Source organism: Lapillicoccus jejuensis (assembly GCF_006715055.1).
Classification (GTDB): domain Bacteria; phylum Actinomycetota; class Actinomycetes; order Actinomycetales; family Dermatophilaceae; genus Lapillicoccus; species Lapillicoccus jejuensis.
The window spans coordinates 1,098,587-1,115,701 of the sequence record NZ_VFMN01000001.1 but is presented as its reverse complement, the minus strand read 5'-3'; the positions used below and the strand labels follow the sequence as shown (position 1 = coordinate 1,115,701).

General features: G+C 74.0%; 14 protein-coding genes and 1 tRNA gene. 11 read left to right on the top strand and 4 right to left on the bottom strand.

All coding sequences use genetic code 11. The features are described from left to right. Positions 1 to 95: 95 nt before the first annotated feature. The 3 genes from FB458_RS05325 (at position 96) to murQ (ending at position 3,802) form a co-directional block, all read left to right on the top strand. Positions 96 to 1,673: a helicase HerA-like domain-containing protein gene (locus tag FB458_RS05325; RefSeq protein WP_211356155.1), complete on the top strand. Its 1,578-nt coding sequence runs from the start codon at positions 96 to 98 to the stop codon at positions 1,671 to 1,673. 127 nt (positions 1,674 to 1,800) lie between these two features. Further along, a complete protein-coding gene (locus tag FB458_RS05320; protein WP_141847393.1) occupies positions 1,801 to 2,721 on the top strand; it encodes a MurR/RpiR family transcriptional regulator in 921 nt (306 codons plus the stop codon). 103 nt (positions 2,722 to 2,824) lie between these two features. After that, a complete protein-coding gene (gene murQ / locus FB458_RS05315) occupies positions 2,825 to 3,802 on the top strand; it encodes an N-acetylmuramic acid 6-phosphate etherase (RefSeq protein ID WP_141847391.1) in 978 nt (325 codons plus the stop codon). A gap of 82 nt (positions 3,803 to 3,884) precedes the next feature. On the opposite strand, the gene FB458_RS05310 is transcribed toward murQ, so the two are convergent. After that, complete coding sequence (locus FB458_RS05310) at positions 3,885 to 4,430, bottom strand: MarR family winged helix-turn-helix transcriptional regulator (RefSeq protein WP_141847389.1); 546 nt, start codon at positions 4,428 to 4,430, stop codon at positions 3,885 to 3,887. 95 nt (positions 4,431 to 4,525) lie between these two features. Here FB458_RS05310 and FB458_RS05305 point away from each other — a divergent pair, with 95 nt between their 5' ends. Then, on the top strand, positions 4,526 to 5,779 hold the full coding sequence (locus FB458_RS05305; protein ID WP_141847387.1) for an MFS transporter: 1,254 nt from the start codon (positions 4,526 to 4,528) through the stop codon (positions 5,777 to 5,779). 370 nt (positions 5,780 to 6,149) lie between these two features. Then, positions 6,150 to 8,216, top strand: coding sequence for a M4 family metallopeptidase (locus FB458_RS05300; protein ID WP_246061078.1), 2,067 nt, complete (start codon positions 6,150 to 6,152; stop codon positions 8,214 to 8,216). Positions 8,217 to 8,334: 118 nt separating this feature from the next. Here the strand turns inward: FB458_RS05300 and FB458_RS05295 are convergent, their stop codons facing one another. Both FB458_RS05295 and FB458_RS05290 read right to left on the bottom strand, forming a co-directional pair. Beyond that, a complete protein-coding gene (locus FB458_RS05295) occupies positions 8,335 to 8,805 on the bottom strand; it encodes a hypothetical protein (RefSeq protein ID WP_141847383.1) in 471 nt (156 codons plus the stop codon). A gap of 47 nt (positions 8,806 to 8,852) precedes the next feature. Then, positions 8,853 to 8,940, bottom strand: a tRNA-Ser gene (locus FB458_RS05290). A 78-nt stretch (positions 8,941 to 9,018) separates the two neighbouring features. Between FB458_RS05290 and FB458_RS05285 the strand changes: the two genes are divergently transcribed. Further along, entirely contained in the window at positions 9,019 to 10,335 is a 1,317-nt protein-coding gene (locus FB458_RS05285) for an MFS transporter (RefSeq protein WP_141847381.1), read from the top strand. On the opposite strand, the gene FB458_RS05280 is transcribed toward FB458_RS05285, so the two are convergent. Next, positions 10,286 to 11,101, bottom strand: a complete 816-nt coding sequence (locus FB458_RS05280; protein WP_141847379.1) for a FadR/GntR family transcriptional regulator — start codon at positions 11,099 to 11,101, stop codon at positions 10,286 to 10,288. The genes FB458_RS05285 and FB458_RS05280 overlap by 50 nt on opposite strands. A gap of 108 nt (positions 11,102 to 11,209) precedes the next feature. On the opposite strand from FB458_RS05280, the gene FB458_RS05275 reads away from it, so the two are divergent. The 5 genes from FB458_RS05275 to FB458_RS05255 are packed head-to-tail and all read left to right on the top strand — an operon-like array spanning position 11,210 to position 17,081. Beyond that, positions 11,210 to 12,322 carry a sugar ABC transporter substrate-binding protein gene (locus tag FB458_RS05275; RefSeq protein ID WP_141847377.1) on the top strand — a complete coding sequence of 371 codons (1,113 nt, stop codon included), beginning with the start codon at positions 11,210 to 11,212 and terminating at the stop codon, positions 12,320 to 12,322. Positions 12,323 to 12,338: 16 nt separating this feature from the next. Continuing rightward, positions 12,339 to 13,445 (top strand): mandelate racemase/muconate lactonizing enzyme family protein, encoded by a 1,107-nt coding sequence (locus FB458_RS05270; RefSeq protein WP_141847375.1) that lies wholly within the window; start codon positions 12,339 to 12,341, stop codon positions 13,443 to 13,445. After that, entirely contained in the window at positions 13,442 to 14,521 is a 1,080-nt protein-coding gene (locus tag FB458_RS05265; protein WP_141847373.1) for an ABC transporter permease, read from the top strand. Before FB458_RS05270 ends, FB458_RS05265 begins: the two co-directional genes overlap by 4 nt. Next, positions 14,518 to 15,525 carry an ABC transporter permease gene (locus tag FB458_RS05260; protein ID WP_141847371.1) on the top strand — a complete coding sequence of 336 codons (1,008 nt, stop codon included), beginning with the start codon at positions 14,518 to 14,520 and terminating at the stop codon, positions 15,523 to 15,525. The genes FB458_RS05265 and FB458_RS05260 overlap by 4 nt, the downstream gene beginning before the upstream one ends. After that, positions 15,522 to 17,081, top strand: coding sequence for a sugar ABC transporter ATP-binding protein (locus tag FB458_RS05255; RefSeq protein WP_141847369.1), 1,560 nt, complete (start codon positions 15,522 to 15,524; stop codon positions 17,079 to 17,081). Before FB458_RS05260 ends, FB458_RS05255 begins: the two co-directional genes overlap by 4 nt. The last annotated feature ends 34 nt before the right edge of the window (positions 17,082 to 17,115 follow it).

Genomic DNA, 17,115 nt, shown 5'->3' with positions numbered 1-17,115 from the left:
ACCGGCGCCTCGTGCGCCGCGGGACTAGAGTCCGGATCGTGACTGACGCGACGCCGTCCACGCCCGCCGCCGACGGCCCCGCCCCCGCCCCGGCCCTGCCGGACGCGGTCGCCGAGATCGCCCGCGGCTACGCCTTCGCCGGTCCCGCCCTGGACTTCGGTGCGGCCGTCCTCGACGACACGGCGTACCCCGCGGCGCCGGTGCGGATCCCGCTGGGGGTGCTCAACCGGCACGGCCTCGTCGCGGGCGCGACCGGCACGGGCAAGACCAAGACGCTGCAGCTGATGGCCGAGCAGCTGTCGGCGCAGGGCGTGCCCGTCTTCCTCGCCGACGTCAAGGGCGACCTGTCCGGCCTCGCCGCCCCCGGCCAGCCGAGCGACCGCACCGCCGCCCGCGCGAGCGACGTCGGCCAGACCTGGACCGCGACCGGCTACCCCGTCGAGTTCCTCTCCCTCGGCGGGCAGGGCAAGGGCGTGCCGGTCCGCGCGACGGTCACCTCGTTCGGGCCGACCCTGCTGAGCAAGGTCCTCGGCCTCAACGACACCCAGGAGTCCAGCCTCGGCCTGGTCTTCCACTACGCCGACAAGCAGGGTCTGCCGCTGGTCGACCTCGACGACCTGCGCGACGTCGTCCGGTTCCTCACCTCCGACGAGGGCAAGGCCGACCTCAAGTCGCTCGGCGGCCTGTCCTCGGCCACCGCCGGGGTCATCCTGCGCGAGCTCATCGGCTTCGCCGACCAGGGCGCCGGGGCGTTCTTCGGCGAGACCGAGTTCGACTCGCGCGAGCTGCTGCGCACGGCCGCCGACGGGCGCGGGATCGTCACCTGCCTCGAGCTGCCCGCCGTGCAGGACCGGCCGGCGGTGTTCTCGACCTTCCTCATGTGGCTGCTCGCCGACCTCTTCCACGACCTGCCCGAGGTCGGCGACCCCGACAAGCCCAAGCTCGTGTTCTTCTTCGACGAGGCGCACCTGCTCTTCTCCGACGCGAGCAAGGACTTCCTCGACGCCATCCAGCAGACCGTGCGGCTCATCCGCTCCAAGGGCGTCGGCGTCTTCTTCGTCACCCAGTCGCCCAAGGACGTCCCGCCGGCGGTCCTCGGCCAGCTCGGCAACCGGGTCCAGCACGCGCTGCGCGCCTTCACCCCGGACGACGCCAAAGCACTCAAGGCGGCGGTCTCCACGTACCCCACCAGCGGCTACGACCTGGCGAAGCTGCTCACCTCGCTCGGCACCGGCGAGGCAGTCGTCACCGTCCTGTCCGAGAAGGGCGCCCCGACCCCCGTCGCCTGGACGCGGATGCGCGCCCCCGAGTCGCTCATGGCGCCCGCGCCGGACGCGACGATCGACGGGGTCGTCGCCGCGTCGCCGCTGCAGCGCTACGCCGCCGTCGTCGACCCGCAGTCGGCCTCGGAGATGCTGGCGGCGCGGCTGAGCGGCGCGCCCGCGCCGGCCGCGGGCGACCCCGCCCCGCCCCCGTCCGCCGCGCCGCCCGCGCCGCCCGCCGAGCAGCCCGCCGGCCGGGCCCCGCGCGGGTCCCGGGAGAAGGAGGCGCCCTCGGTGATCCAGCAGGTCGTCGGCTCCTCCGCCTTCCGCTCGATGGTCCGCTCGGCCGGCACCGTCATCGGCCGCGAGATCACCCGCAGCCTCTTCGGCACGGCCCGCCGCAGCCGCTGAGCCCCGGGCCCGTACGGAGCCCCGCCGGCGACGCCGTACGGCGCCGCGTCCGTCCGAGGCGTGGTCGTCCGCGGCGGTTCCCGTGGGGTTCCGCCCCCGGAGCGCTCCCCGCCGCTAGTTTGTCCCCATGTCCACCTCCCCCGAGGCCGGGCCCGGCACTGCCGCCGCCCCCGCCGCCCCCGCGGACGCCGAGGGCGGCGCCGGTCTGCTCGTGCGCCTGCGGGGTCTGCGCCCCTCGCTGTCCCCGGCCGAGGACCGCGTCGCCGAGTGCGTCCTCGCCGACCCGCGCGCCGCGGCCGCGCTGACCATCAGCGAGCTCGCGGTCCAGGCGGAGACGTCGGAGACGACGGTGCTGCGTTTCTGCAAGCGGCTCGGTCTGCCGGGCTACCCGCAACTGCGCCTGGCCCTGGCCGCCGAGTCGGCGCAGCCGCGCTCGCGCGTGGTCGCCGACACCGACATCCGCGCGGGGGACTCGGTCGACGACATCATCGCCAAGATCGCCTTCGCCGACGCGAGCGCCGTCGAGGAGACCGCGGCGCAGCTCGACCGCGGTGCCCTCGAGTCGGCCGCCGACGCGATCGCCCGCGCTCGCCGGGTCGACATCTACGGCATCGGCGCGAGCGCGACGGTCGGCATGGACGCCCAGCAGAAGCTGCACCGGATCGGCGTCGTCGCCTTCTCCTGGAACGACCCGCACATCTGCCTGACCAGCGCGGCCCTGCTGCGCGAGGGCGACGTCGCCATCGGCATCTCGCACTCCGGAACCACGCGCGAGACGATCGAGGCGGTCGAGGCCGCCCGCTCGCGCGGGGCGACGACGGTCGCGGTGACGAACTTCCCGCTCTCGCGGCTGGCCCAGTCGTGCGACATCGTCCTGCTGACGGCCGCGCGGGAGACGGCGCTGCGCTCCGGCGCGACGGCCAGCCGGATCGCCGCCCTCACGGTCGTCGACTGCCTCTACATCGCGGCCGCGCACCGCGACCTCGAGCGCGCGACGAGCGCGGTCGCCGAGACCCGCGCGGCCGTGCGGGGGCACCACGTCGACTGACGGAGGACGGCGCCGCGCCCGCACCGCCGAGGCCGCCGCCCTCCACCCTCGCAAGCGATTGACAAGATTGACGTCGTCGTTGGGGGAAACTAACCTGCCCGACATGCTGGACGAGGTGCAGGTCGTCGCTCCCACCGAGGAGCGCAACGCGCGGTCGATGGACCTCGACCGCCGCAGCACGCTCGAGGTGCTCCAGCTGCTCAACGACGCCGACGCCCAGGTCGCGCCCGCCGTCGCCGCGACGCTGCCCGTCCTCGCCCGGCTCGTCGACGCGACGGTCGAACGGGTCCGCCGCGGCGGTGCCGTCCACTACGCCGGGGCCGGCACCTCCGGCCGTCTCGCCGTCCTCGACGCCGCCGAGCTGCGCCCCACCTTCAACGTCCCCCCGGGTCTGGTCGTCGCGCACCACGCCGGCGGCCGGGCCGCCCTCGTCGACGCCGTCGAGGGCGTCGAGGACGACGTGGCCGCCGGGGCGGCCGACCTCGCGGCCGTGGGCCCGGACGACGTCGTCGTCGGGCTCACGGCCTCCGGCCGGACGCCGTACGTCCGCGGTGCGCTCACCGCCGCCCGGCAGCGGGGGGCGCTGACCGCCCTCGTCACCTCCAACCCCTCCGCCGAGCTCGCGGCGCTGGCCGACCTGCTCATCGCCCCCGACACGGGCCCCGAGGTGGTCACCGGCTCGACCCGGCTCAAGGCCGGCACGGCGCAGAAGCTCGTCCTCAACGGGTTCTCGACCGCCGTCATGGTCCGGCTCGGGCACACCTTCGAGAACCTCATGGTCGACGTCGTCGCGACCAACGCCAAGCTGCGCGGACGGGTCGTGCGCATCCTCTGCGAGGCCGCCGGCGTCGGCGAGCCGGCTGCCCGCCAGGCGCTGGCCGAGTCCGGCGGCGAGCTCAAGCCCGCCCTCGTGGCGCTCCTCGCCGGCGCGCCGAGCGAGCAGGCCCGCGTCGCCCTCGAGCAGCACGACGGCTCGGTCGCCGACGCGCTGCGGGCCCTCACGGCCCCCGCCGCGATCGGTGGTCCGGTGCCCGGCCCCCTGCCGTCCCGGCTCGCGGGCGTCGCCGCCCCTGCCGAGTAGCGCGGAGCGACCCGAATCGGAGTCGGCCGGCTCGGCTCGGGTCACGCACCGAGCCGAGTGAGCCGAACCCGATTCGCTGGGCTCAGCCCAGGGTCTCGCCCAGGTCGGCGACGACCCGCTCGAGCAGGTCGGCGAGCTGCTCGCGGTCCCCGAGCGACAGGGTGCTCAGCACGTCGCCCTCGACCATGTCCGAGCCGCGGATGGCCTCGGCGAACAGGCTCCAGCCCCCGTCGGTGAGCCGGACGAGGACCCGCGTGCGGTTGGCCGGGTCGGTCTCGCGGCTGACCAGCCCCCGCTCGGTCATCCGGTCCAGGCGGTGGGTCATCGACGAGGGGGCGACCCCAGCCGCCTCGGCGAGCGTCGACGGGGTGAGCGCGGTCCCGGGGGGCGCGGCGGCGAGCCGGGACAGCACCGTCCACTCGCCCTGGGTCAGCTGCAGGTCGACGAGCTGGGCGTCGTACCACTGGTTGAGGCGGCGGTGCAGCGCGTGGATCGCGGTGACGACCCGCTGCACGGTCTCCTCGCCGCCCGCGGCCACGTACGTCGCGACGAGCGCGCGGTACTCCGACCGCGCTCCGTCGCCGGCCGCGTCGCCCGCGCCCGGTCCGTCGCTCCGCCCCGAGGTCATCCCCCCATCCTGCCATGCTAAGATTTCGACATCGAAGTATTGATTGTTGAAGTCTTGCAGGACTAATTCTTGAAGCGTGAAGGTTGAGGGTCGGCGTGAACAAGCGTCAGGTCGTGGTCGTCACGGCGGGAGCCGTGAGCATGCTCGGCTGGGGGGCGGTCCTGCCCTACCAGTACGCCTACGCCGCCGAGACGCGCGGCTGGGGCGCCCTCGTCGCCGCGTCGGCGGCGACGCTCTTCTCCGTCGGTGCGCTGGTCGCCGCCCCCGTGGGCGGCCGCCTCGCCGACCGCCTGCCCCCCGTGCGGGTCGCCGTCGTCGCCAAGCTCGTCGCGGCGGCCGCCGCGCTGGTGCTGCTCGTCGCCGGCGACGCACGCACCTTCCTGCTCGGCATGCTCGTCCTCGGGCTCGGGATCACCGCGGCCCAGCCGGCCCAGTCGCTGCTCATCCTGCGCTGGTCGGGCACCGCGGACCGCCGTACGGCGTTCGCCTGGGCCTTCACCGGCTCCTCGGTGGGGATGGCCGTCGGCGCGCTCGTCGCCTCGCGCACCGTCCACCTCGAGTCCCCCTCGGGCATGGTCGGCGCCTTCGCGCTCGCCGCCGGCGGGTTCGTCGCCTCCGCGGCGCTGCTCGCCGTGGCGTCGTACGGCGACACGCTGCCCGTCCACACCCGCGAGGAGCAGGTGGGGGCCGGGGGAGCCGGATCGGCCGTCCGGGCCGTTCTGCGGGTCCCCGCGCTGCGCTGGATCGCGGTCGTCACCGTGCTCATCTCGCTCGGCTTCTACGCCCAGTTCGAGTCCGGGCTCCCGGCCTACGCGCTGACCGTGCTCCGGGTGCCGGAGCAGACCGTCGGCACCGCCGCCGCGGTCAACTGCCTCGTCATCGTCGGCCTGCAGATGCTCGTCGTCCGGGCCACCCGGCGTCGCCGCCCGGCGACGCTGCTGGTGTGGGTCGGTGCGATCTGGCTGCTGTGCTGGGGCGCCCTCTCGCTCGTGGGCCTCGTCCCCGCCGCCGCGGCGGTGACCTTCGTGGCGACGTACGGCGTCTTCGCCGTCGGGGAGACGCTCTTCGCACCGGTGCTCGGCCCCCTGTCGGCCGCGCACGCCCCCGAGGGGATGGCCGGCACGACGCTCGGCCTGCTCGCCGCCGTGCAGACCGGCGTCTCGGCCGTCGGCCCGCTGCTCGCGGGCGTCGCCCTCGGGGCCGGCCACGGCGGGGTCTTCCTCGTCGTCCACCTCGTCATCAGCGCCGCCGCCCTCGTCGCCGCCCTGCGGCTGCGCCGGGTCCTCGGCGCGCCGAGCGTGCCGGCCGGCACGGGTGTCCCGGTCGGCGACGTCGTCCGGGTCGCCTGACGGGCCTCCGCCGTACGGCGCCGCTCGGCGCCTGATCCTGACGGGTCCCCGCCTCCGGGCGGGGGCCCGTCGCTGCTCTTGGCACCGTGGCGCGAGGTTCGGCGCAGGTCCGGCCCGGACCGGCCGATCACGTTGTCATTCCTGCGTTCCCGCCCGTGCGCCCCGGGATTCCCCAGCAATCTGTCAAGGAATGGCCAAGATCGTTGACGTCACCCCACGACGACCGACAGATTTCCGCTCACGCCGCCCGCCGGCCGGTCGTGTCCCCGAGCCCGGGGTTCCCCCGCGACCCGCGCCGGTGCGTCCCGACCCCGGGTCCGGTGGCGATCCGTCGTGCCCACCCGGGCACCGCCTCCTCGAAGGAGCACCTGTGAGACACCTCGTCACGGGACTGACCGCGACCTGCGCCGTCGCCGCCGCGGCGCTGGCCCCCGTGGTCATCGCACCGGCCGCCCAGGGCGCCGCGCCCGCCGCCGCCTCGCCGTCGGCCCGCGCCGCCCTGCTCGCCGCCGCCCGGACCGACAGCGCTCGCACCGCGTCGGCCCTCAAGCTGGGCTCGGGCGAGCGGCTGGTCGTCAAGGACGTCGTCCGCGACGCCGACGGCAGCGAGCACGTGCGCTACGACCGCACCTTCGACGGCCTGCGCGTCATCGGCGGCGACCTCGTGGCCCACCAGGACAGGGCCGGCGCCGTCAGCGGCGTCAGCTGGAACGCCACCGGCAAGGTCGCCGTCGCCTCGACGACGCCGACGGTCAGCGCGGCCGCCGCGCTCGGCAAGGCCGCGACCCAGGGCCTGCGCTCCGCCGCGGCCCCCCAGGGCGAGCTCGTCGTCTACGCCGAGGGCGCCAAGCCCGTCCTCGCGTACGACGTCGTCACCGAGGGCGTGCGCGCCGACCAGACCCCGAGCCGCCTGCACACGATCGTCGACGCGCACAGCGGCCGGACGCTCACCTCGTGGGACGACATCGAGCAGGGCACCGGCAAGGGCATCTTCGTCGGGACGGTGACCCTCGGCACGACGCTGTCCGGGTCGACGTACCAGATGAAGGACAGCCGCGGGAACACCGCGACCGACCTCAAGGGCGCGACCTCCGGCACCGGCACCCTCTTCACCGACGCCGACGACGTCTGGGGCAACGGCTCCTACACCGACCGCGCCTCGGCCGCCGTCGACGCCTTCTACGGCGCGCAGAAGACCTACGACTTCTACAACACCGTCCTCGGCCGCGCCGGCGTCTTCAACACCGGCAAGGGCGTCCCCTCCCGCGTGCACTACGGCAACAACTACGTCAACGCCTTCTGGGACGGTCAGCAGATGACCTACGGCGACGGGTCGGGCAACACCCACCCGCTCGTCGAGCTCGACGTCGCCGGGCACGAGATGAGCCACGGCGTCACCGAGAACACCGCGGGCCTGCAGTACACCGGTGACGCGGGCGGGCTCAACGAGGCCACCTCCGACATCTTCGGCACCGCCGTCGAGTGGTACGCCAACAACCCCAACGACGTGCCGGACTACCTCATCGGCGAGCTGATCAACATCAACGGCAACGGCACGCCCCTGCGCTACATGGACCAGCCGAGCAAGGACGGCGCGAGCAAGGACTGCTGGAGCAGCAGCCTGGGCGGTCTCGACCCGCACTACTCCTCGGGTCCGCTCAACCACTGGTTCTACCTCGCCTCGGAGGGCTCGGGCGCCAAGACCATCAACGGCGTCAGCTACAACAGCCCGACCTGCAACGGCTCGAGCGTGACCCCGGTGGGCCGCGACAAGGCCGAGAAGATCTGGTACCGCGCGCTGTCGACGTACCTCACCAGCACGAGCAACTACGCCGCCGCCCGCAACGCGGCCATCAAGGCGGCGAAGGACCTGTACCCGACCGACACCACCACCTGCGCCAACATCGCGGCGTCGTTCTCGGCCATCGCCGTCCCGGCGGGCACCGAGACCTGCGGCACCACCGGCGGCGGGGGCGGCGGCACCGGCACCAACCTGCTCGCCAACCCGGGCTTCGAGTCCGGCGCCGTGAGCTGGACCGGCTCCACCGGCCCGATCACCAACGACACCGGGCGCCCCGCGCACACCGGCACCTGGAAGCTGTGGCTCGGCGGCAACGGCACGACGACCACCGAGAGCGAGCAGCAGACGGTCACCGTCCCCTCGACGGGCACCCCGACGCTGTCCTTCTGGATCCGCACCGACACGGCCGAGTCCGGCACGACGGCCTACGACACGATGAAGGTCCAGGTCGTCTCCGGCACGACGACGACCACCCTGGCCACCTTCAGCAACGCGAGCGCCAACTCGACCTACACGCAGAGGTCGTACTCGCTGGCGTCGTTCGCCGGGAAGTCCGTCACGGTGAAGTTCCTCATGAACGAGGACTCCTCGCTCCAGACGAGCTTCGTCGTCGACGACACCTCGGTCGCGAGCTGACCGCCTGACGGTCCACCTCACCACCTCGTGCGCGGGGCCGGTCACCCACCCGGGTGGCCGGCCCCGCGTCGTCGTACGGCGCCCGTACGACGCCCCGCGCGAGGCCCCGGACGGCGGCTCAGCAGCCGGCGGAGGTCGCCCGGGTCAGCACCTGCGTGACGACGGCACCGGGCTCGCCGGCCTCGTCGGGCACGACGACCGGCGGCTCCGCCCCGCGACGGACGGTGACGGTCATCGCGTCGGAGACGCTGCTCGGGGGCGGCGTCCCGGGGGAGGCCGTGATGGCGGTGACGGCCGCGGTGAGGGCCGTGACGGCCGTCGCCTCGAGACGGCACCCGGGCTGGGCGCCGCGCTTGGTGGTCACGCTCGCCGTCCCGTCGGCGGCGACCGAGACCCGGTCGGCGAAGCCGGCGATGCCGCCGCGGCGCTCGATGACGACGGGGAACGCGCCCGCCGGACCGGTCGACCCGCTGGACGACGCCGCGTCGGAGCCGGTGGCCGGCTCCTCCGGTGCGGGCCCGCCACCGCCCGCGCCGCAGGCGGTGAGGAGGACGCTCGAGACGAGCAGGACGGCGAGGCGCGGCGTCATCGGGTCATCATGCCCGCCGCCGGACCGGACGGCGCGGCGGAGAGGCCTGGCGGAGGATAGGGGATTCGAACCCCTGAGAGCTTTCACTCAACACGCTTTCCAAGCGTGCGCACTAGGCCACTATGCGAATCCTCCGCGGGGGAGGCTACCGGAGCGCAGGGGGCGCGGAGAAATCGGTCGGAGGCTGTGGGTGCGGTCGGCCAGGATGCAGTGGTGACGGCCCCCACCACCCGCGTCCCCCTGTCCGCGTTCTGGCACGACCTGCCCGTGCCGGCGCGCTGGATGCTGTCGACGATCGTCGTCGACTTCTTCGGCAACGGGCTGGTCCTGCCGTTCTCGGTCGTCTACCTGCACGAGGTCCGCGGCTTCGCGCTGTCGCTCGTCGGCGTGCTGCTGGCGATCCCCGCCCTCGTCGGCATCGTCGTCGTCGGCCCGGGCGGGGCGCTCGTCGACCGGATCGGTGCCCGCCCGGTGATGACCGTCGTCGTCGCCGGCCAGCTCGTCACCCTCGTCGTCTGGGCGACGACGGCCACCGTGCCGCAGGCGGTCGTCGCGACCGTGCTCCAGGGCCTGTTCAACGGCCTGGCGTGGCCGACGGTCAACGCCTTGATCGCCTCGCTCGTCCCGAGCGGCCTGCGCCAGCGGTACTTCGGGGTGAACTTCACCCTGCTCAACCTCGGCATCGGCGTCGGCGGCGTCGTCGGGGGCCTGCTCGTCGACGTCCACCGGCCGGGCACCTTCGTCGCGCTCTACCTCGTCGACGCGGCGACCTTCCTCGCGCCGCTCGCCGTCCTGCTCGGGCCGCTGCGCCACGTCTCGGGCAAGGCCCCCACCCCAGCCGCGGACGCGGTGACGCCGGGCGCCGTCGTGGCCGACGCGGCGACGTACCGGACCCTGCTGCGCGACCCGCGGCTGCTGCCGATCCTCGCCCTGGGCTTCGTCACCGCCTTCATCGGCTACGGCCAGCTCTCCAGCGGGATCCCGGCCTTCGCCCGCGCCGCGTCCGGGATCTCGACCCAGGCCCTCGGCTGGGCCTTTGCGGCCAACACGGCGGTCATCGTCGTCCTGCAGCTCGTCGTCCTGCAGCGCATCGAGGGCCGCCGGCGCACCCGGCTGCTGTGCGTCATGGCGGCGGTCTGGGGCGTGAGCTTCGTCTGCCTCGGGGCCTCCTCGCTCGTGCCCGGCACCGTGTCGGCGGCCCTGCTCTTCGGGGCGTGCGCGTCGGTGTTCGGGCTGGGGGAGACCTTCTTCCAGCCGACCCTGCCGGCGATGGTCAACGACCTCGCTCCGGACCACCTGCGCGGGCGCTACAACGCGATGAGCTCGCTGGTCTTCCAGGTCGCCTCGGTCGTCGCGCCGGCGTGCGCCGGCTTCCTCGTCGGGCACGGCCTCGCCGGGGGGTACGTCGTCCTGCTCCTCGTCGGCTGCCTCGCCGCCGCCGGCCTCGCACTGCTGGCCGAGCGGCGCGTGCCGCCGGAGGTCAACGGGGTGCGTCGCTCGCCGGCCGCCTCCGGTGCCACGACCCGATGATGTGCTCGCGCATGGCGTCCTGCGCGGCCTCGGCGTCGCCCGCGAGCACGGCGTCGTGCACGGCGCGGTGGGCGACGTTCGACAGCCGCATCTCCGCCGCGGTCGGGTCGCCCACGTAGCGCAGACTGCGGTAGGCCTCCATCTGGAGCGTGTGGATCATCGCGCGGCCCAACCGGTTGCCGGACGCCTGCATGACCGCGTCGTGGAAGTCGACGTCGGCGCGCAGGTAGCGGGCGGGGTCGCCGACCTCCTGCTCGAGCAGCGCCATCCGCTCGGTCAGCAGCTCGCGCTGCCGCTGGTCGGCCCGTTGGGCAGCCTGCCCGGCCATCTGGGCCTCGAGCGCGCTGCGGACGTCGACGAGGTCCTCGAGGATGGCCAGCTCGGCGTCGTGGCGGATGACGGCGCTGAGCACGGTGGGGTTGAACAGGTCCCAGTCGCCGAGGTGCCGCACGGTCGTGCCCTGCCCCTGCTGCACCCGGACCAGGCGCATCGACTCCAGTGACTTCACCGCCTCGCGGACGACGGTGCGGCTGACGCCGAAGGTCTGGCACAGCAGCGGCTCGGTCGGCAGCGTCGCGCCCGCCGGGATCTCGCCGCGCACGAGGCGGTCGACGAGCTCGTCGACGACCGCCGTCGCCAGGCGACGCGGCCGGCGCGGCCAGGGCTCGGCGGGCGAGGACCCGGCCAGTCCGGCGGTGCGGGCGGCCGCCGGCCGCTCGGCGGGCCAGGCGCCGTCGTCCTCGGGCGGCAGGGGGTCGCTCGACATGACCGCAGCATAGGCGCGCGTCGAGGGGGCTTGACGTCATACATATGACGAATTATGTTTCGGCACGCAGCGCCGCGCTGGAGCGGCCGACGTACGAAGGAGTACCTCATGAGCTCGAGCCCGGTGACCCGCACGGTGACCCGCACGGCGCCCGCCCGCCGTCCCCTGCGCCCCGGCCGCCGCGCCGTCGCGCTCGCCACCGTCGCGGCCCTCGCGGTCGGCCTCGCCGGCTGCTCGAAGAAGGCCGACGGCGCCGGCGCCGGCGCGAGCGGCGGCGCTAAGCTGACCGCCTCGCAGGTCAAGCTGGCCCTGGTCCCCGGCGGACCGCACCCGTACTTCCAGCCGTGGAAGACCGCGGGGGAGAAGGCCAAGACCGACTTCGGCCTGGGCCAGGTGACGTTCAACGAGACCGCCGGCTGGGACCAGACCAAGCAGAACGACGTCCTCACCTCGCTGGCCGCCCAGGGCTACAACGCCTTCGGGATCTTCGGCGTCAGCCCGGACAACATCAACTCGACCTTCACCGACCTGGAGAAGAAGGGCTTCACCGTCGCCTCGCTCGCCTCCTGCCCCGCGGGCGACAAGGACGAGGCCGCCTTCTGCCTCTCGACCGACGTCGAGTCGGCCGCCTACAAGGCCGCCAAGGCGGCCATCGAGGCGATGGGCGGCCAGGGCGACCTGGTCCACCTCACCGGCAACAAGGTCGACTCCAACACCCAGCGCCGGATCGCCGGGGTGCAGAAGGCCGTCGACGAGACCGGTGGCAAGGTCAAGCTGGTCCAGACCATCACCGACATCGACGTCGACCTCCAGTCGGCCCAGAAGGCGGTGGCCGACCTGCTCGCCGCCCGCGGCAAGGACCTGCAGGGCATCGTCACGACGGCCTACAACCCGGCCGTCGCGGCCGCGTCCGGCGTCAAGCAGGCGGGCCTGCCGATCAAGGTCGTCGCCATCGACGACGACCAGACCATCCTCGCCGGCATCAGCGACGGCTCGGTCGCCGCGACGGTGACGCAGAACCCCGTCGGTCAGGGCTACGTCGGCGGCTACGCGCTGATGAAGCTCTCCACCGGCTGCACGATGAAGCACCCCGGCGTCGTCATCGACTCCGGCTCGTTCGTCGTCACCAAGGCCAACGTCGCGACGTACGACCAGGAGCGGCAGGCCAAGACGGCCGAGCTGAAGAAGGCCTTCGACGCCGAGTACCTCTCCTGCTCCTGACGGGTCCGCCGAGCTCATGACCACCTCCCGCCGCCCGGCCCGCGTCACGGCCGCCCGCACGCTGCTCGTCGACCTCCCGGTCGAGACGCCGCGCACCGACGCGAGCCAGTCCTTCCTCAAGCAGGAGACGGTCCTCGTCGAGCTCGAGACCGACGACGGGGCGAGCGGGCTGGGCTACAGCTACACGATCGGCACCGGCGGCACCGCGGTCGTCGCCCTGCTCAAGGACTACCTGCTCCCGCAGCTCCTCGGGCAGGACCCCGACCAGGTCGAGGCCTGCTGGCGGCGCCTGTACGACGCCACCCGGGCCACGGCCGTCGGCGCCATCACCTCCCTCGCCCTGGCCGCCGTCGACACGGCCCTGTGGGACCGACGCTGCCGGGTCCTCGGGCAGCCCCTGGCGACGGCGGCCGGGGGAGCCAAGTCGCGGATCCCGCTCTACAACACCGAGATCGGCTGGCTGCACCTCACCGTCGACGAGCTCGTCGCCGGCGCGGAGAAGGCCGTCGCCGCCGGTGACCGCGGCGTGAAGATCAAGGTGGGCAAGGCCTCCCCGGCCGAGGACGCCGAGCGGCTCCGCGCCGTCCGCGAGGCCATCGGCCCGCACCGCGACCTCATGGTCGACGCCAACCAGGCCTTCACCCTCGCCGAGGCCGTCCGCCGCGCGCCGGCCCTCGAGGAGGTCGGCGTCCTGTGGTTCGAGGAGCCGCTGCGGGCCGAGGACGTCCTCGGCCACGAGCAGCTCGCCCGGGCCACGAGCGTCCCCGTCGCGGTCGGCGAGTCGATGTACTCGGTCGGCCAGTTCGCGCAGTACCTCGCCCGCGGGGCGGCCGGCTTCGTGCAGCCGGACGTCGCCCGCGTCGGCGGGATCACCCCGTGGCTCAAGGTCGCCCACGCGGCCGAGGCCCACGGCGTCGAGGTCGCCCCGCACTTCCTCATGGAGCTGCACGTCGGCCTGTGCGGAGCGGTCACCAACAGCCGCTACCTCGAGTACATCCCCCAGCTGCGGACCGTCACGACGACCGAGCTCACCGTGGACGACGGGTACGCCGTCGTCCCGACCACCCCCGGCCTCGGCATCGACTGGGACCGGGACGCCCTCGACCGGATGAGAGTGCGATGACGACCACCGGCACCCCGCCGACCACCACCCCACCCGCCGCCGCGTCGCCGCCCGCCGCGACGACCGCCCGCCGGGGCCTGCCCTGGTGGGCCAACCCCCGGATCGGCCTCGTGCTGCTCGTCCTCGTCGTCGGAGGGGTCTTCACCGCGCTGCGGCCCTCCTTCCTCGACGTCGACCTCACGCTGGTCCCGATGCAGTCCGACATCAGCGTCTTCGTCGTCGTCGGGCTGGCCCAGCTCGCCGTCCTCTCGCTGGGGCACATGAACCTCGCGGTGGGCCGGATGGCCGCCCTGTCCGCCTTCGCCACCGGCTTCACGTACGACGTCCTGCACGCCCCGCTGCTCGTCGGCCTGCTCGTCGGTCTCGTCGTCGGCGCCCTCGTCGGGGCGCTGGCCGGCGGCATCATCACCTGGACGGGGGTCAACTCCTTCGTCGTCACGCTCGCCCTCGACTTCGGCCTGCTCGGCCTGGTGTCGCTGCTCTACGGCTGGTTCGCCAACGGCGTCGCCTTCAGCGTCCACCCCGACGGGATGGACGCCCTGCGCTCGGACACCTTCCAGGACTACTGCGCCGGCGACGTCTGCGGGCCGCCGGTGCCGCTCGTCGTCCCCATCGCGCTCGTCGCGCTCGTCGCGGTCGGCGTCCTCTTCCGCTTCTCGCGCCTGGGCCGCGAGATCCTCATGACCGGCTCCAGCCCGCGCGCCGCGCTGCTCTCCGGCATCCCCGTCGCGCGCCGCACGATCCAGGCCCACGCCTTGTCGGGCCTGCTGTGCGGGCTCGCCGGCTTCCTCCTCGCGGTGACGAGCGGCGCCTTCTCGGCCAACGTCGGCGAGCAGTTCCTGCTGCCGTCGTTCCTCGCGCCCGTCCTCGGTGGGACGCTGCTCGCCGGTGGCGCCGTCAGCGTCCTCGGCACCCTGCTCGGCGCGGTCCTCAACGCCGTCATCCAGAAGGGCCTCAACCTCCTGCAGTTCGAGGTCGACCAGCTGCAGGTCTACCTCGGGGTCGTGCTCCTGCTCGCGCTGTCGCTCGACCGCGTCCGGCACGTCCTCGCCGACCGCCGAGGAGTGCGCGCATGACCGCCCCCCTGCTCACCGGCCCCGAGGCCGGGGCGCCCGCGGCCGGCCGCACCACGCGGCTGCGGACGTCGCTGCGCCGTACGGAGGTCGTCCTCGCCGGCATCGCCGTCGCGGCCTTCGTCGTCCTCGCCCTCACCACGGGCGGCAACCTCGTGCAGCCGAGCACGCTGCAGGCGATCCTGCAGTACCTCGCGGTGCCGATCGTCATCGGTCTGGCCCAGATGGTCGTCCTCGCCGTCGGCCAGATGAACCTCTCGGTCGGGGTGCTCACCGGGCTCACCGCCGTCGTGGCCGCCTCGCTCATGGTCGACGCGGGACTGCCCGCCGGGCTCGCCGTCGTCGCGGCCCTCCTGCTCGGCCTGCTCGTCGGGCTGACCAACGGGCTGCTCGTCGTCCTCACCCGGATCAACGGGTTCATCGTCACGCTCGCGACGATGACCATCGTCGCCGGGATCCGCTACGGCGTGCACGGCACCGGCACCTACCAGGGCTACTCGCCGGGGCTGGTGTCGCTCGGCCGCGCCTCGGTCCTCGGCGTCCCGACGGTCTTCCTCGCGGCGGTCGTCGTCGCCGTGCTGGTCGCGCTCTTCTTCGCCCGCGGCGTCGTCGGCCGGCAGATGCTGGCCAGCGGCGGCAACCCGCTCGCCGCCCGGCTCTCCGGGATCTCCAACGACCGCTCCGTCGTCGTCGCCCACGCCCTGTCCGGGCTGCTCGCCGGTGTCGCCGGGGTCCTCGTCGTCGCGCTCTCCGGCTCGGTCAACGCGAGCATCGGCGACGACCTGCTCCTGCCGAGCTTCGCCGCCCCCATCATCGGCGGCGTCGCGCTGGCCGGCGGCGTGGTCAGCGTCCTCGGCACCTGCCTCGCCGCCTTCATCGTGCGCCTCGTCGACGTGGCGCAGGCGCAGTACAACATCAACCCGCGCTGGGTCGACCTCGTCGTCGGCGCCGTCGTCCTCGGCGCGGTCCTCGTCAGCCAGAAGCGCGTCAAGGAGGGCTCGTCGTGAGGCTGCTCGCCACCGACCTCGTCAAGGTCTTCCCGGGCGTCCGCGCCCTCGACGGGGTGACCATCGACCTGCTCCCCGGCACGGTGCACGCCCTGCTCGGTGAGAACGGCGCCGGCAAGAGCACCCTCATCAAGGTGCTCACCGGCGTGCACCGCCCCGACGGCGGGACCCTGCGGGTGCTGCCCGACCCGACCGGTGCGCCCTCGGTGCCCGGCCCCGGCGAGGGGGAGGAGCTGTCGTTCGCCGGCCCCTCGCAGGCCCAGGCCGCCGGCATCGGGGTCGTGCACCAGGAGCGCAACCTCGTCCCCGGCTTCTCCGTCGCCGAGAACATCGCCCTGCAGGACGTGCCGCGCCGCCGCGGCCTCGTCGACCGCGCCGCGACCCGTGACCTGGCCGCGCGCTGCCTGGCCGAGCTCGAGGTGGACCTCGACCTCGACCGCCCCGTCGCCGAGCTGTCCGTCGCGCAGATGCAGCTCGTCGAGATCGCCAAGGCGCTGGCGACCCAGAGCCGCGTCCTGCTCCTCGACGAGCCGACGTCCTCGCTCACCTCCGACGAGGCCGACCACCTGTACGCCGTCGTGCGCCGGCTGCGCGACAGCGGCCGCACCGTCGTCCTCGTCAGCCACAAGCTCGAGGAGGTCTTCGCGATCGCCGACACCGTCACCGTCCTGCGCGACGGCCGCAGCGTCGCCCAGGGCCTCCCGCTGTCCGGACTGACGCGCAGCGAGGTCGTCGACCTCATGGTCGGGCGCGCGCACGCCGACCTCGAGCTCGACGCCCGCACCGTCGACCGCGACGCCACCCCGGCCCTCGAGCTGCGCGGGGTCAGCACGGCCGGGGGCCACCGCGACGTCTCGCTCGTCGTCCGCCCCGGTGAGATCCTCGGCCTCTACGGCCTGGTCGGGGCCGGCCGTAGCGAGCTCGCCCGGGCCGTCCTCGGCCTCGACACGATCACCGCCGGCACGGTCCTCGTCGACGGCGGCGAGGTGCGCATCGGCTCCGTCGGCGAGGCTTTGCGCAAGCACCGCATCGGTTACGTCTCCGAGAACCGCAAGGAGGAGGGCGTCTTCCTCGAGCAGACCATCTCGCGCAACGTCGCCGTCACCGTGTGGGACCGGCTGGCCCGCTGGGGCCTGGTCCGCGACCGCTCCGAGGACGGCGTCCTCGACCGCTACGCCGAGCGGCTCGGGATCCGGCTGTCCGGTCCCCGTCAGCTGGCCGGCCAGCTCTCCGGCGGCAACCAGCAGAAGGTCTCGCTGGCCAAGTGGCTGGCCGCGGACTGCCGCGTCCTCGTCGTCGACGAGCCGACCGTCGGCATCGACGTACGCACCAAGGCCGCCTTCCACGAGCTCATCGCCGAGCTGGCCGAGCGCGGCCTCGCCATCCTGCTCATCAGCTCCGACCTGCCCGAGATGGTCACCCTCGCCGACCGGATCGGCGTCATGCGCGAGCACCGTCTCGTCGGCGAGGTCGACAACGACCACCACTACGCCACGATGAGCGGGAAGGTCATCCGGCTGGTCCACGGCGAGGGGGCCGAGGCACCCGCCGCCTGACCGGCACGACCCCCGTACGACCCCGTACGACCCC